The organism is Longimicrobium sp. (genome assembly GCA_036389135.1).
Lineage (GTDB): Bacteria > Gemmatimonadota > Gemmatimonadetes > Longimicrobiales > Longimicrobiaceae > Longimicrobium.
The window spans coordinates 16,202-40,467 of the sequence record DASVQP010000019.1; the positions used below are offsets into that span (position 1 = coordinate 16,202).

The 24,266-nt window shown below is 68.9% G+C and carries 22 protein-coding genes; 13 read left to right on the top strand and 9 right to left on the bottom strand.

The genetic code is table 11. The features are described from left to right. Nucleotides 1-69 precede the first annotated feature (69 nt). On the bottom strand, nucleotides 70-765 hold the full coding sequence (locus tag VF584_03545) for an LrgB family protein (protein ID HEX8209238.1): 696 nt from the start codon (nucleotides 763-765) through the stop codon (nucleotides 70-72). After that, nucleotides 758-1,114 (bottom strand): CidA/LrgA family protein, encoded by a 357-nt coding sequence (locus tag VF584_03550; protein ID HEX8209239.1) that lies wholly within the window; start codon nucleotides 1,112-1,114, stop codon nucleotides 758-760. Before VF584_03550 ends, VF584_03545 begins: the two co-directional genes overlap by 8 nt. A gap of 271 nt (nucleotides 1,115-1,385) precedes the next feature. On the opposite strand from VF584_03550, the gene VF584_03555 reads away from it, so the two are divergent. The 4 genes from VF584_03555 to VF584_03570 all read left to right on the top strand — a co-directional run bounded on the left by VF584_03555 (nucleotide 1,386) and on the right by VF584_03570 (nucleotide 7,242). After that, entirely contained in the window at nucleotides 1,386-1,760 is a 375-nt protein-coding gene (locus VF584_03555; protein HEX8209240.1) for a BlaI/MecI/CopY family transcriptional regulator, read from the top strand. Beyond that, the gene (locus VF584_03560) at nucleotides 1,757-3,256 is read left to right on the top strand and encodes a M56 family metallopeptidase (protein ID HEX8209241.1); all 1,500 of its coding nucleotides are present in this window, start codon (nucleotides 1,757-1,759) and stop codon (nucleotides 3,254-3,256) included. Before VF584_03555 ends, VF584_03560 begins: the two co-directional genes overlap by 4 nt. Before the next feature lie 372 nt (nucleotides 3,257-3,628). Then, nucleotides 3,629-5,545, top strand: coding sequence for a hypothetical protein (locus tag VF584_03565; GenBank protein ID HEX8209242.1), 1,917 nt, complete (start codon nucleotides 3,629-3,631; stop codon nucleotides 5,543-5,545). Between the two features lie 299 nt (nucleotides 5,546-5,844). Further along, nucleotides 5,845-7,242 carry an MATE family efflux transporter gene (locus tag VF584_03570; GenBank protein ID HEX8209243.1) on the top strand — a complete coding sequence of 466 codons (1,398 nt, stop codon included), beginning with the start codon at nucleotides 5,845-5,847 and terminating at the stop codon, nucleotides 7,240-7,242. Nucleotides 7,243-7,427: 185 nt separating this feature from the next. Here VF584_03570 and VF584_03575 read toward each other — a convergent pair whose 3' ends face one another. The 4 genes from VF584_03575 to VF584_03590 all read right to left on the bottom strand — a co-directional run bounded on the left by VF584_03575 (nucleotide 7,428) and on the right by VF584_03590 (nucleotide 9,962). After that, nucleotides 7,428-8,513, bottom strand: coding sequence for a glycosyltransferase (locus VF584_03575; GenBank protein HEX8209244.1), 1,086 nt, complete (start codon nucleotides 8,511-8,513; stop codon nucleotides 7,428-7,430). 93 nt (nucleotides 8,514-8,606) lie between these two features. Beyond that, nucleotides 8,607-8,786: a hypothetical protein gene (locus VF584_03580; protein HEX8209245.1), complete on the bottom strand. Its 180-nt coding sequence runs from the start codon at nucleotides 8,784-8,786 to the stop codon at nucleotides 8,607-8,609. Beyond that, nucleotides 8,770-9,258: a hypothetical protein gene (locus VF584_03585; protein ID HEX8209246.1), complete on the bottom strand. Its 489-nt coding sequence runs from the start codon at nucleotides 9,256-9,258 to the stop codon at nucleotides 8,770-8,772. Before VF584_03585 ends, VF584_03580 begins: the two co-directional genes overlap by 17 nt. Then, nucleotides 9,255-9,962: an arylesterase gene (locus tag VF584_03590; protein HEX8209247.1), complete on the bottom strand. Its 708-nt coding sequence runs from the start codon at nucleotides 9,960-9,962 to the stop codon at nucleotides 9,255-9,257. Before VF584_03590 ends, VF584_03585 begins: the two co-directional genes overlap by 4 nt. Between VF584_03590 and VF584_03595 the strand changes: the two genes are divergently transcribed. The 8 genes from VF584_03595 (at nucleotide 9,961) to VF584_03630 (ending at nucleotide 20,165) form a co-directional block, all read left to right on the top strand. Next, nucleotides 9,961-10,635 carry an ABC transporter ATP-binding protein gene (locus VF584_03595; protein ID HEX8209248.1) on the top strand — a complete coding sequence of 225 codons (675 nt, stop codon included), beginning with the start codon at nucleotides 9,961-9,963 and terminating at the stop codon, nucleotides 10,633-10,635. The genes VF584_03590 and VF584_03595 overlap by 2 nt on opposite strands. Then, nucleotides 10,632-13,250, top strand: coding sequence for an FtsX-like permease family protein (locus VF584_03600; protein HEX8209249.1), 2,619 nt, complete (start codon nucleotides 10,632-10,634; stop codon nucleotides 13,248-13,250). The genes VF584_03595 and VF584_03600 overlap by 4 nt, the downstream gene beginning before the upstream one ends. Before the next feature lie 453 nt (nucleotides 13,251-13,703). Further along, nucleotides 13,704-15,092 (top strand): RNB domain-containing ribonuclease, encoded by a 1,389-nt coding sequence (locus VF584_03605; protein HEX8209250.1) that lies wholly within the window; start codon nucleotides 13,704-13,706, stop codon nucleotides 15,090-15,092. A 270-nt stretch (nucleotides 15,093-15,362) separates the two neighbouring features. Then, on the top strand, nucleotides 15,363-16,079 hold the full coding sequence (locus tag VF584_03610; GenBank protein ID HEX8209251.1) for an alpha/beta hydrolase-fold protein: 717 nt from the start codon (nucleotides 15,363-15,365) through the stop codon (nucleotides 16,077-16,079). Between the two features lie 2 nt (nucleotides 16,080-16,081). Continuing rightward, nucleotides 16,082-16,549, top strand: a complete 468-nt coding sequence (locus tag VF584_03615) for a hypothetical protein (GenBank protein HEX8209252.1) — start codon at nucleotides 16,082-16,084, stop codon at nucleotides 16,547-16,549. Nucleotides 16,550-16,580: 31 nt separating this feature from the next. After that, a complete protein-coding gene (locus VF584_03620; protein HEX8209253.1) occupies nucleotides 16,581-17,579 on the top strand; it encodes a hypothetical protein in 999 nt (332 codons plus the stop codon). Beyond that, entirely contained in the window at nucleotides 17,576-18,946 is a 1,371-nt protein-coding gene (locus VF584_03625; GenBank protein ID HEX8209254.1) for a circularly permuted type 2 ATP-grasp protein, read from the top strand. The genes VF584_03620 and VF584_03625 overlap by 4 nt, the downstream gene beginning before the upstream one ends. 76 nt (nucleotides 18,947-19,022) lie before the next feature. Continuing rightward, nucleotides 19,023-20,165 (top strand): carboxylate-amine ligase, encoded by a 1,143-nt coding sequence (locus tag VF584_03630; GenBank protein HEX8209255.1) that lies wholly within the window; start codon nucleotides 19,023-19,025, stop codon nucleotides 20,163-20,165. Nucleotides 20,166-20,609: 444 nt separating this feature from the next. On the opposite strand, the gene VF584_03635 is transcribed toward VF584_03630, so the two are convergent. Together VF584_03635 and VF584_03640 are read right to left on the bottom strand one after the other, a co-directional pair. Continuing rightward, nucleotides 20,610-21,023, bottom strand: a complete 414-nt coding sequence (locus tag VF584_03635) for a hypothetical protein (GenBank protein HEX8209256.1) — start codon at nucleotides 21,021-21,023, stop codon at nucleotides 20,610-20,612. Beyond that, a complete protein-coding gene (locus VF584_03640) occupies nucleotides 21,020-21,403 on the bottom strand; it encodes a hypothetical protein (protein ID HEX8209257.1) in 384 nt (127 codons plus the stop codon). Before VF584_03640 ends, VF584_03635 begins: the two co-directional genes overlap by 4 nt. Nucleotides 21,404-21,625: 222 nt before the next feature. Between VF584_03640 and VF584_03645 the strand changes: the two genes are divergently transcribed. Beyond that, nucleotides 21,626-22,408, top strand: a complete 783-nt coding sequence (locus VF584_03645) for a gamma-glutamyl-gamma-aminobutyrate hydrolase family protein (GenBank protein HEX8209258.1) — start codon at nucleotides 21,626-21,628, stop codon at nucleotides 22,406-22,408. A gap of 328 nt (nucleotides 22,409-22,736) precedes the next feature. On the opposite strand, the gene VF584_03650 is transcribed toward VF584_03645, so the two are convergent. Next, nucleotides 22,737-24,251 (bottom strand): amino acid permease, encoded by a 1,515-nt coding sequence (locus VF584_03650; protein HEX8209259.1) that lies wholly within the window; start codon nucleotides 24,249-24,251, stop codon nucleotides 22,737-22,739. Between the last annotated feature and the right edge of the window lie 15 nt (nucleotides 24,252-24,266).

The window sequence follows — 24,266 nt, forward strand, 5'->3', positions numbered from 1 at the left end:
ACCCGCCCCCGGCGACCCGCCCCGGCGTTCGTGCCCCGGCGTTCGTGCCCCCGCGTTGATGCCGCCGCCTCACTCCAGCACCCCCGCCCTAGCCAGCAGCGCCACCACCAGCGGAGCGAGAATCGCCGTCGCCACCCCCATCAGCCCGATGGCGAGCCCGCCGCCCGCCGCCTCCGCAGTCCCCTCCTCCGCCGCGCGCGCGGTGCCGATGCCGTGCGCCGCGGCCCCCATCGCCAGACCGAACGCCGTGCGGCTCCTCACGCCGGCCGCCCTCAGCACCGCCGGCCCCAGCGCCGCGCCCAGCACCCCCGTGCCGATCACCAGCGCCGCGCTCAGCGACGGAATCCCCCCGATCCGATCCGCGATGCCGATGGCGATGGGCGTCGTCACCGAGCGCGGCGCCAGCGACCTGACCACCTCCGCGGATGCGCCGAGCCACGCCGCCACGCACACCCCCGACACGATCCCCACCACGCTCCCCGCGAGTATCGACGTCAGGATCGCCCTTCCCCGCCGCGCGATCTCCTCGCCCTGCAGGAACAACGGCACCCCGAGCGCGACCACCGCCGGCCCCAGGAAAAAGCTGAGAATCCGCGCGCCGCGGTCGTAGTGCGCGTGATCGATCCCCATCCCCCGCAACGCGCAGATCAGCACCACCGCCGACACCAGCACCGGGTTGAAGAATGGCATCCGCCAGCGCCGGTAGAGCTGTGAAGCCGCCGCGTACACCGCCACCGTGGCGACGATGGAGAGCACCTCAGCCACGCCGCTCCATCCGCTGCATAAGGCCCCCCACCGTCAGCAGCACGAGCATCGTACTCCCCACCGCCGCCGCCGTAATCGGAAGCCACTCGCGCCCGATCAGATCGAAGTACAGCATGAGTCCCACCCCCGGCGGCACGAACAGGAGCCCCATGTAGCGCACGAGGAGCTCCGCCGCCGCCCGCACCCACACCAGCGGAAGCCACCCCGCCTTCAGCGCCGCCGCCATGAGCAGCATCCCCGCCACGCCCCCCGGCATCGGCAGCCGCGCCACGGACACCAGCGCCTCCCCCGCCACCCAGAAGCCGAGCAGCACCCCCATCCCTCCCGCGAGTGCCACGAGCCGCCTCATGAAGATCCGCCGCCTGGTGCGATGAAGTGCCCCCCCGAATCGAGAAGTTACCATCCCCCGCAACCCTCCTCACCATCCCGGCATCCAACCCGAAGACACGCCACGGAAGCCCTCCTCTGTGTCTCCGTGTCTCTGTGTGAGCCAAGCAGTTGCGGTTCCCTCCGCGTCTCCGCGTCTCCGCGTGAGACCCGCCGTCCCCCGACCTACGGAAAAACCCGTTGACAACCACCCACCCACCCATTATCCTACGGAAGAACCCGTAGATGAGACCATGACCGAGATCACCTTCACACCCCGCGAGCTGGACGTGATGAGCATCCTCTGGCGGAGCGGCTCCGGCACCGTCAACGAGGTGCGCGAGGCGCTCGGCGAAGAGCTGGCCTACACGTCCGTGCTCTCCGTGCTGCAGACGCTGGAAGAAAAGGGGTACGTGCGCCACGAGCCGGAGGGCCGCGCCTACCGCTACCACCCGACCGTGGCCCCGGACCGCGCGGGCCGCAGCGCCATCAGCCGCATCCGCGAAGCCGTCTTTCAGGGCTCCGCGGAGCTGATGTTCGCCCAGCTCGTCTCCGACCGCGGCCTCAAGCGCGAGGAGCTGGAGCGCATGCGCCGCCTTCTCGCCGAGCGGATGGAGGAAGAGCCATGATCGTGTCGTGGATGCTGTACTCGCTCCTGGTGAGCGTGCTGGTCGCCGCCGCTGCGTGGGTGCTGGAGGAAGTGTGCCGCCTGCTGGGCCGCCCCGTGCGCTGGGTGTGGATCGGCGCGATGGGAGCCACCCTGGCCCTGGTCGCGCTGGCCCCGCTCCGCACCTCCGCGCCCACCTCGCTCGCCATCGACACCGCCGTCGTCCGCCGCACCGCCCCCGTCGCGGCGGACGACACGGATGCCGGCCTGCTCGCCGCCCTCACCGACGCCGCCACCGCCGTCCGCGACCTGGCCGGCGACACCCTGCGCGATGCCGCCACACTCGGCGCCCGCATCCCCGGCGAGGCGCTGGCGGCCGGGTGGCTCGTCCTCACCGCCGCGCTTCTGGCGATCGCCGCGGCCACCCTCCACCGTGGCAATCGCGAGCGCCGCCGCTGGCCGCTGCACGACGTCGCCGGCACGCCCGTGCGGGTGGCGCCGCGGGTCGGCCCGGCGGTGCTGGGCGTGCGCACGCCCGAAGTGGTCGTCCCGCGCTGGCTCCTGGAAGCCACGCCGGAAGAGCAACGGCTGGTCGTGCTGCACGAGCGCGAGCACATCCGCGCCCGCGATCCGCTCCTGCTGGCGGCGGGGTGCCTGGCCGCGGCGCTGGTCCCCTGGAACCCAGCCGCCTGGTGGATGCTCCGCCGGCTGCGGACGGCCGTGGAGCTGGACTGCGATGCCCGCGTGCTGCGCCACGGTGTGCGGCCCGCCGCGTACGGAACGCTGCTGATCGACATGGCCGGGCGTGGACCCGGCCTCACCCTGGGCGCGCCGGCGCTGGCCGGCACGCCCTCATCCCTGGAACGGAGAATACGAGCCATGAACGTACGAATTCCGCGCTTCGCCCCGGCGCGCGCCGGGCTGCTCGGCGTGCTGGCGATGGGCGCCCTCGTCGCCGCCTGCGAGACCGCGCTCCCCACCACCGCCGAAGTCGACCGCATGGACGTCCGCGCCGCCGAGACGCAGGCCACCCGCTTCCGCGTCGTCGGCGACGACGCCAACATGACCTACTTCGTCGACGGCAAGCAGGTGACCGCCGAGGAGGCGCGTGCAGTCGCCGCCGGCCGCATCGCCCAGATCGCCGTCCGCCGCAAGAACGACGGCACCGGCACCTTCACCATCACCACCGGCGCGCCCACGTTCGAAGGGACCGCGCACACCCGGGACCTCACCGTCTTCCGCAACGAAGCCGGCGGCGCCCAGATCCGCATCCGCGGCAACAACCCCAATCGCGAGTCCTTCGGCCCCGTCCACGCCCGCACCGGCGAGAACTTCGAGGGCCTGATGGTCGTTGACGGCCGCATCACCGACCCCAGCGCGATGCGCACCATCGCCCCCGGCAGCATCGACAACGTCGAAGTCATCAAGGGCCCCGCCGCCGCGCGCCTCTACCCCAACGACCCCCGCGCCGCCCACGGCGTCATCCGCATCACCACCAAGGCCGGCGCGCGACGCTGAGCCAGCGCCGGTGCAGCACGAAGGGGCTCCACGGCCGAGGCGGCCGTGGAGCTCTTTTCGCGATATGGGTGGAGAGCCGCGTCCATCAACGTAGCCCTTCGCCACTCTCGCTCGCGAGATTGTGGACCGCGCCCAGCCGATTCTGGTATCTCCTCTACGCTCAACATTGCGGTTCGGGCTCTAACACGAGAGAAACAGAAGCAGATCAGCGGTATCTGCATTGTAGGCCAGAGCGCTCCAGGTTACATTGAGGATACTGCCCTTCCGAGCGTTGGAAGCGCAGAAATCATAGCTAGCACCCCCACCGGGTCCTAGCGCCTCAAATCACCAAGCGCTCGGAAACGAGCCCTTGGGCTATCCATCGGAGGTTCTATGTCTTGGAAGGACACACCGCACTCCCTTTCCATTCAAGCAGAGGGCGTACAACACCTGATCAATCAGGTGTATCGCCAGAGCGGGCGCTACCAGTGGGTAAGAGAGACCTTCCAGAATGCACTTGAGGCACGGGCGAGCCGTGTGCATTTCGGAGTTGAGTGGCAGGCTGTCGACTCCATGCGTGTATACCGCAGATATGTGGCGGATGACGGTGTCGGAATGAGCCCCACCGAACTGATCCGCTTTTTCCGAACTTTTGGTGGGGGTGGCAAGCCTATCGGTGGCGAGCACGAGAATTTTGGCATGGGGGCCAAAGCATCGCTATTTCCATGGAATCACCACGGGCTCGTAGTGGTCTCATATCAAGATGGTGTGGCTTCGATGATATGGGTCTACCGGCATCCCGAATCGGGAGAATATAAGCTGCGTCCGTTTGTCGCCGTTGACGAGTGGGACAACGAGGAGATCGTGCACGTCGCCACCCCCTTTGATGATCCGGAGCATGGTTGCCATTGGGGCTTAGTCGGTCCTGACTGGATTCGGGAGGAAGGACATGGCACCGTCCTGGTGCTCCTAGGGAACGATCCGTCTCAGGATTCTGTCCGCGGCGATCCTGGCAGAGAAGAGGATGCGCTTCGGGGGGTTACCAGATTCCTGAATGAGCGCTTTTGGGAGCTTCCAACCGGCGTAACTTGCACAGTGGAAGAGTTCGTGAGCCATGATCGGTGGCCCGCCTCTTCTGCTGAGGCGTTCAACGGGCCAAAGAACAGGCGGATCAACAACCGAAATGTCGAGGGCGCAAAGTTCTTCGTGGAGTATCCCAAGGAGTTCCCGGACGGAAAACTAGCGAGTGCCGGGACGGTCGATCTCGACGACGGAACCGTGGTGGATTGGTATTTATGGGAGGGTGGTCGTCCGGCCGTTCAATCCTACGCGAAGCTGAATGGTTATACCGCAGCACTCTATAGAAACGAGCTCTATGACCTGAGTGATCATCACAGCCGATTCCGAAGCTTCGGCGTTACGGAGAACGCCGTCCGGGAGCGACTTTGGTTGGTCGTTCGACCGCCGTTTTGGGAGGAGACGAGCCGCTACGGTGTTTATCCTAGGGGTGATCGAAACGCACTCCTAATGACTGGAGCTGGATGGGTCGGGGATCCGATCCCTATGACCGAATGGGGGCACGACTTCGCGCAACGGCTGCCTGACGAGATCTTGGAAGCTCTTCGAAACGTCCGTGAAGGCCAAGTTGGCACACTTAGCGATCCCGCTTGGCGTGAGCGACTGAAGGAGCGGTTCGGCAGTCGTTGGCGTATCTTGAAGCTGGTCAAGGATGCGCAAGGTCTCACAACCGTAAAGCCGGTCCAGATGGCTAGGCGGCCCCATGGTCCTCACAGTGGACGTGGAGGTCGGAGGGGCGGGGGACCTGGTAATGGGCGAACCGGCGGTGCCGGGTCTGACATCAGCATGGGAAGCGATCCCGGAGCCGAGCCGGCTTCTGCGCGCACTGTTGCCGGTGGTATTCCTGACTATCGCACTGTGGGGGCGGCCGATCTACCTGAGGGAGTGCTGTGTTCGTGGGAACCGCCGAACGCTGAGTGGAAATCCGGGTGTGTCCTGATCAACCACGATCACCCGGTGATTGAGGGACAGCTCCGTCACTGGCAAGATCGGTTTCCAGCACCAGTCGCAGATGAGGTGAAGCGCATTGTCCTGGAAGTTTATGGTACCATAGCCGTCGCAAAGGTCGCACACTCCGAGGCTCTCAAGAAACTCATCTCGAAGGAGAAGGTCGAAGAGGATCTTCGGAGTGATGCTGCCCTGACGATGTCGCTTCTCGGGTTGGTGGCTGAGGAAGGAATGATCAGTACTCAGCTTCACGGGAAGTTAGGTCGACGGCTGAAGCAGGCGTAGCGAGGCGGTAGTGGGCTCCTCAGCAAGGCATGGTTTGGTTCGGATTCGGAGGGAGGCGGGGTGCAAATGAGGGGCCCCGCAATTTACGTCTCGTGGGCGCGGACACCAGCACGCACGGTTGACGAGAGCCCCCGCCGCACGCGACGGATGGCGAACGCCTGGACGCTGAAGTGACGAAGGAGACCCTTCGCGGCTATCTTGCCCGCGGAGGGTTTTCCTTGGAAGCGAACCCCAGGGCTGCCCGTCTGTGCCGGCATGGCCCCGGCTTCCCATCCTTCTCCCGCGCCACCCGGAGCCCTTTGAGCGCACCCGCCCCCGCTGCCCGCTACGACCGCTCGATCGTGGAGGGCCCGCTGCGCCCGGCGGTCTGGAAGCTGGCGTGGCCCGGGATGTTGGCGAACGTCGTCGGGGGGCTGCAGGGGATGGTGGACCACGTGATGGTGGGGCACATGGTGGGGTACGCCGGGAACGCGGCCATCGGGGTGGCGTGGCAGATCTTCCTGGTGGTGATCGCCTTCATCTCGTCGCTCTTCACCGGGATGGGTGTGCTGGTAGCACGGGCCGCCGGCGCGCGCGACTCCGAGCGGGTGGACCGCGTGGTGTACCAGGCGTTCCTGACGGCGCTGGGGATCTCAGTGGGGGTGATGGCGCCGCTGGGGTACTTTCTGGCGCCGTGGCTGCTGGATCGGGTGAACGCCGCCCCGGCGGTCCAGGCGGAGGCGCTCCCCTTCCTGCGCGTGATGTTCCTGTTCAGCGGCGGAATGCTCGTGTTCTTCATGCTGGGCGGGGCGCTGCGCGCGGCCGGCGACGCCCGCACCCCCATGGTGCTGGGATTCGTCATGACGGCGCTCAACCTGGGGCTCAACCTCCTCCTGATCCCCGCCTTCGGCACGGTGGGCGCCGCCATGGGAACCACGATCGCGTCGGGGCTGGTGGCGGCGTACGCGCTCTTCCGGCTGGTGCGCGGCGGGTGGGTGGTGTCGTTCCCGCGGGGTGGCGGGTGGGGGCCGGACTGGGGGGTGATCCGCGCCCTCTTCAGCTTCGGGCTCCCCACCGGAATCCAGGGGATCGCCATGAACGTGAGCGGGGTGCTGATGCTGGCCTACATCGGCTCGCTGGCGCAGAGCGCCGCGGCGCAGGCGGCGTACGCCGTGTCGTACGGGCAGCTCTTCTCGCTGATCACCTGGACGTCGGTGGGGCTGATGGGCGCCGCCGCCGCCGTCGCCGGGCAGAACCTGGGCGCGGGTCAGCCGGACCGCGCCGCCGACGCCGTGCGGGTGACGGCGGCCATCGGGCTGGGCGGGGCGGCCTGCGTGGGGGTGCTCTTCCTCGCCGCCCCGCGCGTGCTGCTGGCGCTCTTTGGGATGGACGAGCCCGCCGCGGTGGAGCTGGGCGTGCAGCTGCTGCGCGTGCTGGGGGTGTCCGGGATGTTCGTGGCGGTGGCGCTCACCTACACCGGCGGGCTGCAGGGCACGGGCGACACGCGGGGTCCCCTCTACATCTCCGTGGCCTCGCAGGTGGTGCTGCCGCTGGGGATCTGCTTCGTGGTCCGGCGAACGGCGACGCTGGACCCCATCGACGTCTGGCTCGCCATCCTGGCCGGGCACGTGGCGCGGTGCACGCTGAGCGTGCTGCGCTTCAAGCAGGGCCGCTGGCGCGCAATCGCCGTGGACATCGCCCCAGCGCCATCGTCCTAAAAAGCCTCACACGGAGACGCGGTGGGAAAGGCGAGGGCACAGAGAAACCCTCTTGCTGTTCTTGTAGTTCCCTCTGCGGCTCTGTGTGAGGCTGTTTTCCTCAGCGCGCCGGCCACCAGCAGCGTGGCGATCTGCGTAAAGAGCTCCGCGCGGATGCATGCGCCGCGACGATCCGCCGTGCCGGCTCAGCGACGCCGTCCGATGCTCACCAGGTGCGCGTACAGCTCGCGGTAGGCGGCGACGATCGCTTCCTTGCTGTGGCGAGTGCGGACGGTGTGCAGCCCGGCGTCGGCCAGGCGGCGCAGCTCCGGCTGGCCGGACTCCAGGGCGCGCAGGATGCCGTCGCGCATCGCCTGCGCGTCGGACGCGGCGACGAGGAGGCCCGTTTCGCCGTCGACCATCAGCTCCTCGGCGCCGCGGGTGCGGGTGGAGAGCACGGGGACGTTGCGGCCCCACGCCTCCAGGATCACGTTCCCCAGGTGCTCGATGCGCGACGGGCAGATGAAGAGGTCCGCCGCCGCGTAGTACGGCGCCGGCTCCGGGAGCCACCCCGTCCAGCTCACGCGGTTCGCGATGCCCAGGCGTTGGGCCTGCGCGAGGAGCTCGTCGCGCAGCTCTCCCTCGCCGGCGACGACCAGGCGCAGCGGGCGGCCGCCGACTTCGCGGGGGAGGAGGGCGAAGGCGTCGAGGAGGTCCACGAAGCCCTTGCTCGGGCGGAAGCGGCCCAGGGCGAAGAGCATCAGCGCGTCGTCGGGGATGCCGAGGCGCTCGCGGGCTTCACGTGCCGGGCCGGCGTCGGTGGAAGGCTCCGGCGCTTCAGCGAAGTTGCTGATGTGGAAGACGCGGTCGGCGGGGAAGCCCTGCTGCACCAGGTAATCGCAGATGCCGCGCGTGTTCCCCACCCAGGCGTCAGCGTGGCGGTAGCTGCGGGGACGGTAGTAGCCGCCCAGCCGCGCCAGGTGGATCGTGTCGCTGCCGCGCGGCACCCGCGTGAGGCGCGTGGCGCGGCCAAGGTACGTCTGCACGACTTCCGGGCGGTGGCGGGCGACGAGGCGCCGGATCGTCCACATGGTGCGCACGTCGAGCGAGTTCGCCATCCCGGTGAGCACGCGCGGCACCGCGGCGTCGATGGTACCATCGAGCAGGCTTCCGCGCCGCAGGACGGCCATCGAGGGGTAGCCGCTCTCGTGCAGGGCGCTCACCAGCCGGGCGAAGAAGCGCTCCGCCCCTCCCAGGGCCGGGCTGGCGATGGCGTGTATGGATCGGGTCATAGGAGGCCGCGGTGCGTGGACGAGCCCGCCCAGGCGGCGGGGCACTCAAGATACCGCCGATCCCGCCCGGCGACCACGCATCCGGCTAGATGGTTACGTCGGTGCCGAGCGTCCATCCTCGGCCGACACCTCGCGCGCGATCTGCTCATGAAGCCTGCGCGCTCCATCCCGATAGAATCGGATTCGCTCCTCGACACTGGCGCCTTTGAGCCGCTCGTAATTCGCATCGCGGATTCGGCGTGTCATCGCGACCGCGTCAATCTTCTTCTCCATAATGAGTCACCTCCCGCGGTGAGTAGATCGCCAGCGACCTGTAGCCGAGCTCCAAATTGACTGCGTTGAAGTACCGTATCTTATCGTAATGCACAATGTGCTTGAAGTTCCAGCTTACGAGAAGGCCCACCGCGGCCGTAGAAGCCAGGGCGATGTGCAGTCCGTCGTCGTAAAACTTCGACGTCAGTATCTTCCGTTCCTGATAAACGTCGGCGAGTCGGAGGGCCTCCGGAGTTACGGACAGCACCTCCGCGCCAGATGCGATCAGATCCGCATAGACCTCTCTCACGCGCTCCGGCGCCTGCTCGATCTCGGTCGCGACCACCTCCGAGACGACAGGCAGGTAATTACCGAGCCGGAAGTCCTTGAGGAGTCCATTAGACCACGGGGCGAACTCCGCGTCGTGGCACCCCCCGAGCACCGAAGTGTCGAGGTAGATCCGCTGGACGTGGACCGACGACGATCTGCTCACTGGCCCGAGGCCCCGGCTCGCTCCCGAAGGACGGGCTCCAGCGTCTTCCACGCGGTCTCGGCGATGACCTCGTGGCCGCGGGCGTTGGGGTGCACGCCGTCTTCGATGTTGAGCTCGGACTCGCCGGCCACGCCCTCCAGAAGGAAGGGGATCAGCGGGAGGCGGTTGCGGCGGGCTACCTCCGGATAGAGCGCGTCGAAGCGGCGCACGTACCCAGGGCCCAGATTGGGCGTCGCGTACATGCCGGCCAAGACGATGGCGGCGTCGGGGCGGCGGGAACGGACCGTGTCGATGACGGCCTGGAGGTTGGCGGCCAGCGAGTCCACGTCCGAGCCGCGCAGCATGTCGTTGGCGCCCGTCTCCAGCACCAGCACGTCGAAGGGCTGCTCCAGGATCCAGCGGATGCGGCTCCGCGCCCCCGCAGAGGTCTCGCCGCTCTGGCCCGCGTTCACCACCTCGTAGGGGAGGCCGGCGGAGTCGATCTTCTCCTGGATGTGCGCGGGGAAACCCTGCTCCGGGTCCAGCCCCTGCGCGGCCGTCAGCGAGGTTCCCAGGAAGAGCACCGTCTTACGCGCGGAAGGGTCCTGCGCGGCTTCGGCGGCGGACGATGCGTCCGCCGCCGGTTTGCTTTCCGCTCCCGTGCACCCGAAGTTCAGCGCCACCAGAAGCACCGGCAGCGCACGGAAAAGGCGGAATTTAGGCATGCTCATCGTTCGTGATCTTGAAAAGAGCTATCGGAGCGGCGGGCAGCAGCTCGCCGTGCTCCGCAATGTGAACTTCCGCGTCGACGCGGGCGAAACGGTCGCCATCGTGGGCCACTCCGGGAGCGGGAAGACGACGCTCCTGGGTCTGCTGGCCGGGCTGGACAGCCCCTCCCGCGGCTCCGTCGAGCTGGAGGGGACCGACCTGGGCACCCTCTCCGAGGACGGCCGCGCCCGGCTGCGCAGGGAGCGGATCGGTTTCGTCTTTCAGGCGTTCCAGCTGATCCCCACTCTTACCGCGCGCGAGAACGTAGAGGTCCCCCTGGAGCTGCGCGGCACGCCGGACCCCGCCCGCGCCCAGGAGCTGCTGGCCCGCGTGGGGCTCGGCGACCGCGGCCACCACTACCCCGCCCAGCTCTCCGGCGGCGAGCAGCAGCGGGTGGCCATCGCGCGCGCCTTCATCCACGCCCCCACCGTGCTCTTTGCCGACGAGCCGACCGGGAACCTGGACCGCACCACCGGCACCCGCATCATCGACCTCCTCTTTGAGCTGAACCGCGAGCAGGGGACGACGCTGGTGCTCGTCACGCACGACCCGGACCTCGCCACGCGCGCGGGCCGCGTGATCCGCCTGGAGGACGGCGCCGTCGTTGGCGACGAGCGGAGCGCCGCGTGAGCCGCATCTCGCCGCTGGCCGTGCTGGCGTGGCGGGAGAGCCGCTTCGCCAGGCGGCGGCTCCTGCTGTTCCTCTCGTCGATCTCGCTGGGCGTGGCGGCGCTGGTCGCCACGCAGAGCTTCGCCGCCAACCTGGCCGCTGGGGTGCGCCAGGAGAGCCGCTCGCTGCTGGGGGCCGACGTGGCTTTCTCCAGCAACCGGGCGTTCGGGAAGCGCACGACGGCGCTGCTCGACTCGCTGCGCCGCGCACGGACTCCGGTGGCGCAGGTGGTCTCCTTTGCCTCGGTGGCGCTGCTGGAGCGGACGGGCGGCGCGCGGCTGTCGCAGGTGCGCGCGGTGGAGGCGGGATATCCGTTCTATGGGCAGATCGTCACGGAGCCGGCGGGCGCGTGGGCGGGGCTCGCGCGCGGGCGCGAGGTGGTGGCGGACCCGGCGCTCCTCTCCTCGCTCGACGCGCGCATCGGCGACTCGATTTCTCTGGGCGAGACGCGCTTCCGGCTGGCGGGGATCATCCGCAAGATCCCGGGCGACGTGGGGATCTCCTCCGCTTTCGCGCCACGCGTCTACATCCCCGCGCGCTACGTGGCCGAGACGAAGCTCCTCCGCTTCGGAAGCCGCGCGGAATACGACGCGTACGTGCGCCTCCCGGCCGCCGGCGCGGCGGAGCGGCTGGTGGCGGGGCACCGCTCGGCATTGCGCACGGAGCGGGTGCGCGCGCGAACCGCGCAGGAGCAGCAGCGCTCGCTGGACGAGGCGCTCGGGCGGCTGGGGAACTTCCTGGGGCTGGTGGGGACCTTTGCGCTCCTGCTGGGCGGGATCGGCGTGGCGAGCTCGATGGGCGCGTACATGGCCCAGAAGCGCGAGACCGTCGCCACGCTTCGCTGCCTGGGCGCGACGGCGCGGCAGGTGATCGCCATCTACCTGCTGCAGGCGGCCGCGATGGGGCTGGCCGGGGCGTCGATCGGCGCCGCCATCGGGCTCGCCGTGCAGTGGGTGCTGCCGAAGCTCCTCGCCGGTCTCCTGCCGGTGACGGTGCAGACGGCGGTCGACCCCGCGGCGCTCGCGACCGGGGTGGGAATCGGTGTATGGGTCGCGTCCGTGTTCGCGCTCCTCCCACTGCTCGCCACGCGCCGCATCTCGCCGCTCCAGGCGATCCGCCGGCGGGTGGAGGAGGAGGACGATGCTCCGCGCCGCCGCGATCCGTGGACGTGGGCCGCGTGGATCCTGCTGGCGGCGAGCGTCGTCGCGCTGGTGATGCTGCAGGCGGGCGACATCCGCGTGGGCGGCGCATTCGCGGGTGGGATCGCGGGGGCGCTGGCCGCGCTGTGGGCCACCGCCTGGCTCGCCACCCGCGCCACGCGGACGGCGCGCGTCGCGGGCCTGCGCTACCCGGTGCGCCAGGGGATCGCCAATCTGTACCGCCCCGGCAACCAGACGCGCGTGGTGGTGCTGGCGCTCGGCTTCGGCGTCTTCCTCCTCGCCACGCTCTACCTCACCCAGCACAACCTCCTCCGCCCGCTTCGGGTGGATGCGGGGTCGCGCGGCAACCTCCTCCTCTTCGACGTGCAGGCGGAGCAGCAGGCCGGCGTGCGCCAGATCCTGAACGGCGGCGGCACGCGTGTCGTGCAGCAGGCGCCCATCGTCCCCATGCGGCTGTACTCGATCAACGGGCGTACGGTGGCGCAGATGGTGGGGCCGTCGTCTGGAAACGGTGAGGTGGAGGAAGAGGATGGGGAACCGGGAGCTGGGAACCGGGAACGACGGGGCGAGGACGGGCGGCCGGAGGGGTGGGCGCTGCGGCGGGAGTATCGCTCCACGTACCGCGACGGGCTGATGGCATCCGAGAAGGTGATCGAAGGGAAGTTCTGGGCGCCGGGCGGCGGCGGCGCACCGGGCGGGATCGCGGAGGTGTCCATCGACAAAACCATCACCGAAGACCTGGCGATCGAGCTCGGCGACACGCTCGTGTGGGACGTGCAGGGGGTGCGCATCCCCACGCGCATCACCTCCATCCGCGACGTGGACTGGCAGCGGCTGGAACCCAACTTCTTTGCCGTCTTCCCCACGCGCGTCCTGCGCGCCGCGCCGCAGACGTGGGTCCTGCTCGCCCGCGCGCCCGATGAAACTGCCCGCTCCCGCGCCCAGCGCGACGTCGTGCGCCGCTACTCCAACGTCGCCGTGCTCGACCTCACCGAGGTGCAGGCGGCCCTGGACGACGTGCTGGGGCGGGTGGCGGCGGTGATCCAGTTCCTCGCGGGGTTCAGCGTCGCGACGGGGTTCATCGTGCTGCTGGGCGCCGTTCTCACCAGCCGCCTCCAGCGCATCCGCGAGAGCGTGCTGCTGCGCACCCTGGGCGCCACCCGCCGCCAGATCGCCACCATCCTCTTCTCCGAGTACGCGGTCCTGGGCGCGCTCGCGAGCCTGGTGGGGATCGCGCTGGCGGTGGGCGGGGGCTGGGCGCTCGCGCGGCTGCTGTTCGAGGTGGAGTACTCGGTCCCGGCGCTCTCCCTCGTCGCCATCGCCGCGGCCGTCACGGCGCTGGCGGCGGGCGTGGGCGTGTGGGCCAGCCGCGAGGTCTTCCGCCACACGCCGCTGGAGGCGCTTCGGGAGGAGTGAAGGGGGCCCCCTCCCCCGCTCGTCACCTCGCGGCCCCTCCCCCAAAACAGCCTGGGGGAGGGGCGATGGCGTGCGTTGGTGCGGGGTGCGCCGGATGTCGCCGGGGTGGGCACGGGCAGCCACGTGGGGCGGCCCCTACGAATATCGGTTTGATTCAGAAGGTCCGGCGCGGTTGCAAGCACGGGCGCAATAAATCGCGCCCCGACACAACGACCTGGGCTATCCGCGCCGCAGTTCTCCCCCTCACCCGCCCTGCGCCCCCGCAGGCGGGGGAGGGGGTCGGGGGGAGGGGGCCCTCCCCGCGGCCCGCCTCTCGCATCCCGTCCCCCCGACGCAGTCCGCTTCCCCCCGCACCACAGAGGCCCCCTGTCCGCCCCGACCCTCTCCGCACCCGACAGCACGGACATCGCCCAGATCGAGGCCGCGTTTCAGCGCAAGCGGGCGGAGCTGGGGGTGCGCATCGACTTTCCCGCGGAGGTGGTGCGCGAGGCCGACGAGGCGGCGAAGCGCGATCCGGCGGCGCTCGCGGACATGACGGAGGTGCCGTTCATCACCATCGACCCGCCGGGGAGCCGGGATCTGGACCAGGCGCTCTGCATCCAGCCGGCTGAGGATGGCGGGTTCCGGCTCTGGTACGCGATCGCGGATGTGGGGTTTTTCGTGGACCGCGGCGGTGCGGTGGAGGCGGAGGCGTGGCTGCGCGCCCTCACCTTCTACGCGCCCGACCTGCGCGCGCCCGTGTATCCGCCGTCACTGTCGCAGGGGGCGGCGAGTTTGCTGGCGGACCAGCTGACACCCGCGATCGTGTTCGCGTTCGAGCTGGACGCGCGCGCGGAGATCCGCGCGCTGCGCATCCAGCGCGCGCGGGTGAGGTCGCGGGCGCAGCTCACGTACGAGCAGGCGCTGGGGCACGTGGAGAGCGGAGGGAAGACGTTCGCGGAGCCGTGGGCGGCGTCGCTCCTGGAGCTGAAGCGCTTCGGCGAGGAGCGGAGGAAGCGGGAGACGGAGCGCGGGGGCGTGTCGCTCCCCATCCTGGATCAGCACGTGGAGCGCGCCGCCGCCGCACGCCTGGGCTACGCGGTGGAGTACGAGCACCCGAACGTGGCCGAGGACTGGAACGCGCAGGTGTCGCTCCTCACCGGCCATGCGGCCGCGCTGCGCATGCTGGAAGGGCGCGTCGGCCTCCTGCGCACCATGCCGCCGCCCGAGGAGAAGCGAGTGGAGCTGTTCCGCCGCGTCGCGAGGACGCTGGGGTTCACGTGGGATGAAGGGACGAGCTACGCGGAGTTCGTGCGCTCGCTGGATCCCAGGCACCCCAGGGTGACGCCGCTGCTCTGGCAGGCGCGGCGCGTGTCGCGCGGGTCGGACTACGTGGCCTTCGACGGCGACCCGTCCGCCGACCCGCTGCACCACGCGCTGGCGATGCCGTACGCGCACGTCACCGCCCCCCTCCGCCGCCTCGCCGACCGCTACGTGCTCGATCTGCTCGTGCAGCTCGAGGCGGGAAGCCGCCCATCCCCCGCCGAGGTCGAGACGCTAAGCCGGCTTCCCAAGGTGATGAACGACACGGAGACGCGCGCCAACAAGCTGGAGCGCGGCGTGGTGGACATCGCCGAGGCGTGGACGCTGCGCGGGTGCGAAGGCAAGCGCTTCGCCGCCACCGTGCTGGACGCGCGCGGGAGCCACTTGGAGGTGCAGATCGAGGAGCCCGCCGTCCGCGTGCAGGCGGCGGGCGGCGGCGCGAAGCCGGAGATCGGCGGGCGCGTGCAGGTGCGGCTGGACGCGGTGTCGCTGGAGGACGGGCGGATGGACTTCAGCGTGGCGGGGGAGAACGGGGCGTAGGAGCGGGGGCGCGGAGCGGTGGAAGGCACGGGCAGCCACGCGGGGCGGCCCCTACGGGTATTCGTGTGGGAAACCGGCGGCGGCGCCGAATCGGGCATCGGTACCCACGCCCCCTCTCTCGATAACGGCGAGGGCGCAGCCCTCTCCTGTTATCGGGAGAGGGGGCGGCGAGGAACGAGCGGGGGTGAGGGCACTTCGGCGCGGGGCTTGCGTGCCGCCGCGTGATCCTGAAAACGACGACGTCCACACGCAACCGGAGCTTCGATCCCCTTGCACCGCGAGCACCACCGCTGGCACAGCCCGTCGCTCGACCGCGACATGGATCTGCTGGTCTTTGGGCACGCGGGAGCGCGCGTGCTCGTGTTCCCCACCTCCATGGGCCGCTACTACGAGTGGGAAGACCGGCGGATGACGGAGGTACTGGGCGACCACCTGCGCAACGGGTGGCTCCAGCTCTACTGCGTGGACAGCGTGGACGAGGAGAGCTGGTACGCGCGCCGCAAGCACCCGATCGACCGGGCGCGGCGCCACCAGCAGTTCGAGGACTACGTGCTGCGCGAGGTGCTCCCCCTCTCCTGGCAAAAGAACCCGAATCCGTTTCTGATGGCGACGGGAGCGAGCTTCGGCGCGTACCACGCGGTCGACATCGCCTTCCGCCACCCGCACCTCTTCGGGCGGGTGCTGGGGATGAGCGGGCTGTACGACATCAGCCAGTTCGCGGACGGGCACATGGACGCCAACGTGTACGGGCACAACCCGTCGCACTTCGTCCAGCACCTCGGCCACGAGCAGCTGGAGGGGCTGCGGCGGATGGACATCATCCTCGCCACGGGCCACGACGATCCAAACGTCGAGAACGTGAAGTACCTGTCGCGCGCCCTGTGGGAAAAGGGCGTGGGCAACGCCCTGCGCCTGTGGGACGGCTGGTCGCACGACTGGCCGTACTGGGAGCGGATGCTCCGCCAGTACATCGGCGGGAGCGACTGACCGTGTACCGCCACGAGCAGCGCTCGCGTACCGCGGCCGTCACCTTTGCCGTCTTCGCCGTGCTGCTCGCCGGGATCGTCTGGATGGACCCCGTGGTCTGGCCGTTGATGCTGGGTGTGGCGGTGCTGCTGGGGTGGATGTGCTGGACCGGACGCCGGATGACCGTCGAGGTGGCGGACGGCGAGCTGCGCGCCTGGTTTGGCGACGGGTGGCCGCGCTACAGCTGGCCGCTGAAGCGGATCGACTCGGTGCGGACGGTGCACAACTCCTTCTGGGACGGCACCGGCATACGCTTCACCCGGCACGGACTGCTCTACAACGTCGCGAGCGGCCCCGGAATCGAGTTCCGCCTCAAGAGCGGCGCCACCTTTCGCCTGGGCAGCGACGAGCCCGAAGCACTGGCGACCGCCATCCGGAGCGCCGCCGCCGGGGTGGAGGCACTCGAACGCACTCACGCACTGACGCACTAACGCACTTTTTCCCGAACCGAAGATACCGCCGATGACGCTGAAGATCGGGTTGATCGTGGGCCGCGAGTGGTCGTTCCCGCCCGCGTTCATCGAAGAAGTCAACAGCCGCAACGAGGGCGTGACCGCCGAGTTCGTGCAGCTCGGCGCGCCGGCCATGGACGAGCCCTGCCCGTACGCGGTCATCATCGACCGCATCTCGCACGAGGTGCCGTTCTATCGGACGTACCTCAAGCAGGCGGCGCTCCAGGGGTGCCAGGTCGTCAACAACCCGTTCATGTGGACGGCGGACGACAAGTTCTTTGGTGCCGCGCTGGCCACAAAGCTGGGGATCGCCCACCCCAAGACGGTGGTGCTGCCCAACCGCGACTACATCCCCGGCATCGTGCATGACGAGTCGCTCCGCAACCTGCAGTACCCGCTGGATTGGCAGGGGATCGTGGACTACATCGGCATGCCGTGCATCCTCAAGGACGCGCACGGCGGCGGGTGGAAGGAGGTGTACGTCTGCCGCACGCTGGACGAGCTGATCCAGAACTACAACAGCTCCGGTCTCCTGACGATGATCGTGCAGGAGTTCATCAAGTGGGACCAGTTCATCCGCTGCATCTGCCTGGGGCAGGAAGTGGTGATGCCCATCAAGTACGATCCGGGCGAGCGGAAGTACCACGTGGAGCACGACCACCTCTCGCCCGAGCTGGGGCAGCGCGTGGTGGAGGACTCGCTGAAGCTGGTGAGGGCGCTGGGCTACGACATGAACTCCATGGAGTGGGCGGTGCGCGACGGCATCCCGTACGCCATCGACTTCATGAACCCCGCGCCGGACATGGACCTGTACTCCCTCACGCCCCACTACTTCGAGTGGGTGGTGAAGGGGATGGCGGACATGACCATCAAACTGGCCAAGAACCCGCGGCCCCAGGTGCGCGAGGCGGGGTGGCAGCAGCTCTTCGCCGGCAGCCGGCACACGGGCGGCGGCGGGCCCGTGCAGGACGCGGTGCCGGACGGCTCTTCCGCGCCTGTCCCAGCGTGACCGGGGAGGCCGCCGCGCTGCGGGACGCCGTCGCCCGCTACCACGACCTGCTGGGCGACGACACCCTCGCGGCCGACACGCACGCGCGCATGGAGGAGGAGCACCGGCGCCGCGGAATGTTCTTTGGCGACCGGCCGCTGTGCAGCGTCCTGCGGCCGCGCTTCCTGACGCCGGGGCAGTGGAGCCACATCCGCCGCGGCGTGGAGACGCTGATGCGGGCCTTCCACACCGCGCACGAGGCCGCCATGGCCGACGCGGAGTTCCGCCGCCAGTTCCGCCTGCTCGATTGGGAAGAGGGGCTGCTGGAGGCGGACCCCGGCTTCCGCGATCCCAGCCCCACGGCGCGGCTGGACGCCTTCTTCGATCCCGACGACGGCTCGCTCCGCTTCACCGAGTACAACGCGGAGACCCCGGCGGGCCCGGCGTACATGGACGCGCTCTCGGAAGTCTTCCTCGCCACGCCGGCGATGGGCGAGTTCCTGCGCACGCACGCCGTGCAGCCGCTCCCGGCGCGGCACGGGGTGCTGCACGCGCTCCTCGGCGCCTTTCGCGAGTGGACGGGTACGCGCGACCTGCCGCGCATCGGTGTGCTGGACTGGGACGAGGTGCCCACGCGCAGCGAGCACCGCTTCTTCCAATCGTACTTCCAGTCGCACGGCATCGCCTGCGAGCTGGCGGACCCGCGCACCTGCGAGTACCGCGAGGGGAAGCTGATGTCGGGCGACTTCCACATCACCCTCATCTACAAGCGCGTCCTGATCGACGAGCTGGTGCAGCAGATGGGGCTGGATTCGCCCGTGGTGCGCGCCGTGCGCGACGGGGCGGTGTGCATGGTGAACCCCTTCCGCTGCAAGGTGCTCTACAAGAAGGCCTCGCTCGCAGTCCTCTCCGACGAGCGCAACGCCCACCTCTTCTCCGCCGAAGAGCGCACCGCCGTGGCCGCGCACGTCCCCTGGACGCGCGTGGTGGAGGAGCGCACGACGGAGAAGGATGGCGCCACCATCGACCTGCTGCCGTGGGCGACCGAGAACCGCGAGCGCCTGGTGCTGAAGCCCAACGACGACTACGGCGGCCGCGGCATCGTGCTCGGCTGGCTGGCGAGCGGCGAGGAGTGGGAGCGCACCCTGCGCGGCGCCCTCGAGGCGCCGTACGTGGTGCAGGAGCGCATCCCCCTCCCCTCCGAGCCCTTCCCTACCTGGACGGACGGCGGGGTGCAGATCTACGACCGCATGGTGGACCTGGCCCCCTTCATCACCGGCGGCGCCACCGTCGACGGCGCCCTTACCCGCATCGCCACCGACCCGCTCCTCAACGTCACCGCCGGCGGCGGCTCCAGCGTGGCGACGATGCTGGTGGAGGCGCGGTGAGGGCGCCCTGGCCCGTTTCCTTCTGTATTCGATCGCAGCCGAGCCGTAACCGCGCAACCCACGAAGGAGCGCACCGATGAAGCCGCCCTCGCTCACCGTCGGCATCGAAGAAGAGTACCAGATCATCGACCCCGAGACCCGGGAGCTGCGGTCGTACATCACCGAGATCCTGGACCACGACCACCTGATCCTCGGTGAGATCAAGCCGGAGCTGCACCAGTCCATCGTGGAGGTGGGCACCACCATCTGCCAGACGCCCGCCCAGGCGCGCACCGAGCTGCGGCGGCTGCGCGGAATGGTGATGGACCTCGCCGACCGCAAGGACCTCAAGGTGGTGGCGGCGGGAACGCACCCCTTCTCCAGCTGGATGACGCAGGAGATCACCCCCCTGGAGCGCTACCTGGGGGTGAAGCAGGACATGGCGGACCTGGCGCAGCAGCTCCTGATCTTCGGCACGCACGTGCACATCGGCATCGAAGACCGGGAGTTCATGATCGACGCCATGAACGTGGCCCGCTACTTCGTCCCCCACATCCTCTGCCTCACCAGCAGCTCGCCCTTCTGGATGGGGCGGAACACGGGGCTCAAGTCGTACCGCAGCGTGATCTTTCGCAACTTCCCGCGCACCGGCATCCCGCGGGTGATGCGCGACTGGGCGGACTTCCAGTACCTAACCGAGAACCTGGTGAAGACGCGCTGCATTCCGGATGGCTCCAAGATCTACTGGGACCTGCGCCCGCACCACGCGTACCCCACCCTGGAGTTCCGCTTTCTGGACGTGTGCACGCGCGTGGAGGAGGCCATCTGCGTCGCCGCCATCCTGCAGGCGATCATTGCCAAGGTGTACAAGCTGCGGCGCGACAACATGACCTTCCGCGTGTACCCGGGCGACCTGATCGAGGAGAACAAGTGGCGCGCGGTACGCTACGGCCTCGATGGGCAGCTCGTGGACCTGGGCAAGCAGGAGGAGCTCCCCGCGCGCGACCTGATCCGCGAGATCCTGGAGTGGTTCATCGACGACGTGGTGGACGACCTGGGGAGCCGCGCGGAGGTGGAGTACGCCTTCCGCATCCTGGAGGAGGGCTCCAGCGCCGACCGCCAGCTCGCCGTATTCGAGCGCACCGGCAGCCTCCACGCCGTCGTCGACCACCTGATCGCCGAGACAGAGGAGGGCATCCGCGGCCCCAGCATGGCTCACGCCCACGCCGCGCAATCGTAGCCGGGCTCCTGCAGGGCCTCACGCGGAGGCGCGGAGACGGGGAGGCATGAAAACGCAGGGCTCACACGGACGCTAATGGGGAATGTTCCCAGCGTCTACGTGTGAGCCCTGCGGTTTCAGACCACTCCTGGCGGGGGTGCCTCATCCGCAACGGCGGACCGCTTCTCCAACCCCGCACGCACCTCGCGCTCACTTTCCTCGATGTCTTCTAGCGCACCGGGATCACCGCCGAACTCAGCGCGCATCTCCTGGCAGCGCTCGAGCCACGCGCTGAGCTCCTCCAATGGAGCGAAGGCGGCGCTCGGAGTATCAATCATCATTCTTCCCATTCCAACCTCCATTTCCACTGACCATTTACGTGTAGGATAATCTCGCCGCGTCACGCGTGAGCCCTCTAAGCGTGCGCACAAGAAGATCGTGCAAAACCTCCCGTATCGCAGCCTGCTAAGCCTGGCGGCTCTGCTGACTGGTCGGCTGCGTATGGCGGGGTGCTCCGGGAAGAATCGTCCCTCGCTCCGGGAAGAACAGATCGGGTATCTCACTCGCCTCGATTGCCCATGCCTTGCCCCGCCTGCCGTCGAACAAGTGCATCCAGAGCCACGAGGACTGCAGGGCGTCCCGAACCGTGAGCGCGCCCTGCTCCAGCGCCTCGATCCGTTCAGGAGAGGTCGGCGCGAGAAAGGTGACTGCTGCAGCGCGTGACTCATCGGCGAGATAAGCGAGCAGTTGCTCACCCTGCTGAGTCTCGGTGACATAGACAATCGGGGCTTCTGCCTCGTACAGGATCTCTGAGATGGGCAGTGAGTCCGCCAGCAGCCCGGCCGGCAGCTCTGGGCGATTGGGTGGAGATAGATTCATGGTACCGGATCCTCGAAATAGCTGTGGCGCGTGACGCCCACGTATACCCACCACTCGACATGGCCGCTGCGCCAGTCGGTGAGCTTCGTCTTCCCCGCCGACGCGTCCAGCACCCCCCGCGCGATTGCGGTGCCGAGACGCGGAGAAAGTGCCAGCCGGTGCCGAGCGCGAGCCAGGCTGGCGAACACCGAAACGCCACACCGGCGGCACGGATCGATCGTAAGACCCTGCCCGAGCTCGTGGTAGCTCCGAAAATCGTCTTCCGTCAGACGTCCATCGCTGACGATACGATAAACAACACCCTGTGCATCGTCGGCAGCGGGCGGCAGCCGGGAGGAAACCAGCTTGGGAAGACAGGCATCGGCGCGTTCATCATCCATGTGAACCCAACCTCTCACGACCCGACCGCGGCGGGTCCGACAATGATGTCGGGGTCAACGGTCAAGCACAACCCCTGCAAACACTTACGTTCGAGCGGTGGCGCGTTCGTTGTGGATGCGTGCCGATTTAGCTACCTTGCATCATCCCAACTCGAACGGCCCTGATCTTGCCACCTGCCGGGTCATTCTTCCGGAATCGATACTCGTAGAAGGTAGTGTTCCATGCAGCAGCGTCCCGTAATCGGCATTCCCACGCAGAACCTGCAGGCCATAGACCGCATCCCCGAAGACCTCCCGGCGTCGTGGGTGATGAACCAGCGCTACTTCATCGCGTGCACCGCGGTGGGCGCGGTGCCGTGGATGGTGCCGCTCCTCGACGAGGACATGGACACCATCCGCGCCATCTACGACCACCTGGACGGGATCTTTTTGGCCGGCGGGGTGGACATGGACCCGGCATCGTACGGCGACGAGCGCACCGAGTACTGCGGCCGCACGGACGGCGCGCGCGACGCGGTGGAGCTCGCCTTCGCGCGCTGGGCGCTGGAGGACGGGAAGCCCGTCTTCGGCGTGTGCCGAGGGATGCAGGTGCTGAACGTGGCCGCCGGCGGCACGCTGGTGCAGGACTGCGCCGCGCAGTGGGAGAAGTCGATCAAGCACGACTACTTCCCCGGCGCCGGCTGGGCGCGCGACCACCTGGCGCACGACATCGCGGTGGCGCCGGGCTCGCGCCTCTTCCGCGCGTTCGGCGGCGATACCGTGCAGGTGAACTCGATGCACCACCAGGGGATCCGCCGCATGGGCGCGGGCCTCAAGCCGACCGCCACCGCCCCCGACGGCCTGGTGGAGGCGCTGGAGGCGGAGGACGAGTCGCACTTCCTGGTGGGCGTGCAGTGGCACCCGGAGATGCTGATCGACACCGACGCCGGCACCCGGCGCCTCTTCGAGGACTTCATCGAAGCCTCGCTCCAGTACCGCGACAGCCGCGCCGCCGTCCTGGTCTAGCACCCACGATTGGTCGCTCACGACGGGCTCGCACTCGGAAGGTTCGGGTGCGGGCCCGCTTTTGTTTTGCGGGAGGCGCCGGGGGATGAACGAACGCCGGGGGCTGAAGCCCCCGGCTGGAACCACGGGAAGGCGGCTGAAGCCGGCTCGAGAAACGCGGTATTGGACCCGGAGTCCGCGAAGGCGAACTTTGCGTGTTTCCAGCGGCGAATTCATTCGCTCCTGGAGCGGGGCTCGGCGCGGAGGCTGGTACGAAACAAACCCCCTCCCCCAGGCAGTTTCGGGGGAGGGGGATGCGTCGCGGAGCGACGCTGGGGGTGGGGGGCCCCTACCGCAGCCTGCTGTGCCGGATGCCGTACAGGAAGTAGATCACCAGGCCGGCGCCCAGCCACAGCCCGAAGCGGATCCAGGTGAGCGCCGGGAGCTGGAACATCAGGAAGCCGCACGACAGGATCGCCGCGGGCGCCACGAACCAGATCGCCGGGGTCCGGAAGGGGCGCGGCCGGTCCGGGTCGCGCACGCGCAGCACCATCACCCCCACCGCCACCAGCACGAAGGCGAAGAGCGTGCCGATGTTGGTGAGCTCGATCACCTCGTTGATGTTGGCGAAGGCCGCAAAGAACGCCACGAACGCGCCCGTCACGATGGTGGTGACGTGCGGCGTGCTGTACTTCTTGTGCAGCCGCGCCGCGATCGGCGGCAGCAGCCCGTCGCGCGCCATCGAGTAGAAGATGCGCGGCTGGCCCAGCTGGAACACCAGGAGCACGGAGGCCATCGACACGATGGCGCCGAACGAGATCACACCCGCCGCCCAGTCGTACCCGCGCGAGCTGAACGCGCTCGCCAGCGGGTCCGCGTTGCCGTGCTCGCGCCAGGGCACCAAACCCGTCATCACCAGCGTCACGACGATGTAGATGACCGAGGTGACCGCCAGCGAGATCATCATGGCCCGCGGCATGTCGCGCTGCGGGTTCTTGGCCTCCTCCGCCGCCGTGGAAACCGCGTCGAAGCCGATGTAGGCGAAGAAGATGAGCGATGCGCCCGTGAACACCCCGTGCCACCCGTTCGGCATGAACGGGGTCCAGTTGTCCGGCCGCACCCAGAAGGCGCCCACCACGATGAAGAAGGCCAGGATCGCCAGCTTCAGGATCACCATCACCGTGTTCGCCCACGCGCTCTCGCGGATGCCGATCACCAGGATCCAGGTGATCAGCGCCACGATAAGCACGGCGGGGAGGTTGAAGATGATGGGGAAGCCCAGGAGCTGCGGCGCCGTCTCCCATATCCGCGCCGCGTCGATCGTCCCCTGCGCGGTGATGGATGGGTCCGCCTGCAGCGCCTGGAACGCGATGCGGGCGGTGCGCGGATCGGTGCCCAGCCACCCCGGAATCGAGATCCCGAAGCCGCTGAGGAGCGTCTGGAAGTAGGCGGACCACGACACGGCGACCGCGATGTTCCCCACCGCGTACTCGATGATCAGGTCCCACCCGATGATCCACGCCACCAGCTCGCCCAGCGTGGCGTAGGCGTAGGTGTACGCGCTGCCGGCCTGCGGCACCACGGAGGCGAATTCCGCGTAGCAGAGCGCCGCGAAGCCGCAGGCGAACGCCACCAGGATGTACGAGACCACCAGGCTCGGCCCGGCGCCCACGTGGTTGGGGCCGCCGGAGATGGCCGTGCCGGCGCCGGAGAAGATCCCGGCGCCGATGATGGCCCCGATCCCCAGCGAGGTGAGCTGCCACATCCCCAGCGACCTGCGCAGCCCCGGCTCGACGTCGATCTGCGGGTCCACGTGCTCGGAGCGGATCTCCGAGATCGGTTTCGTGCGGAAGATCTGCTGCATCGGTGGCCGGGCGGG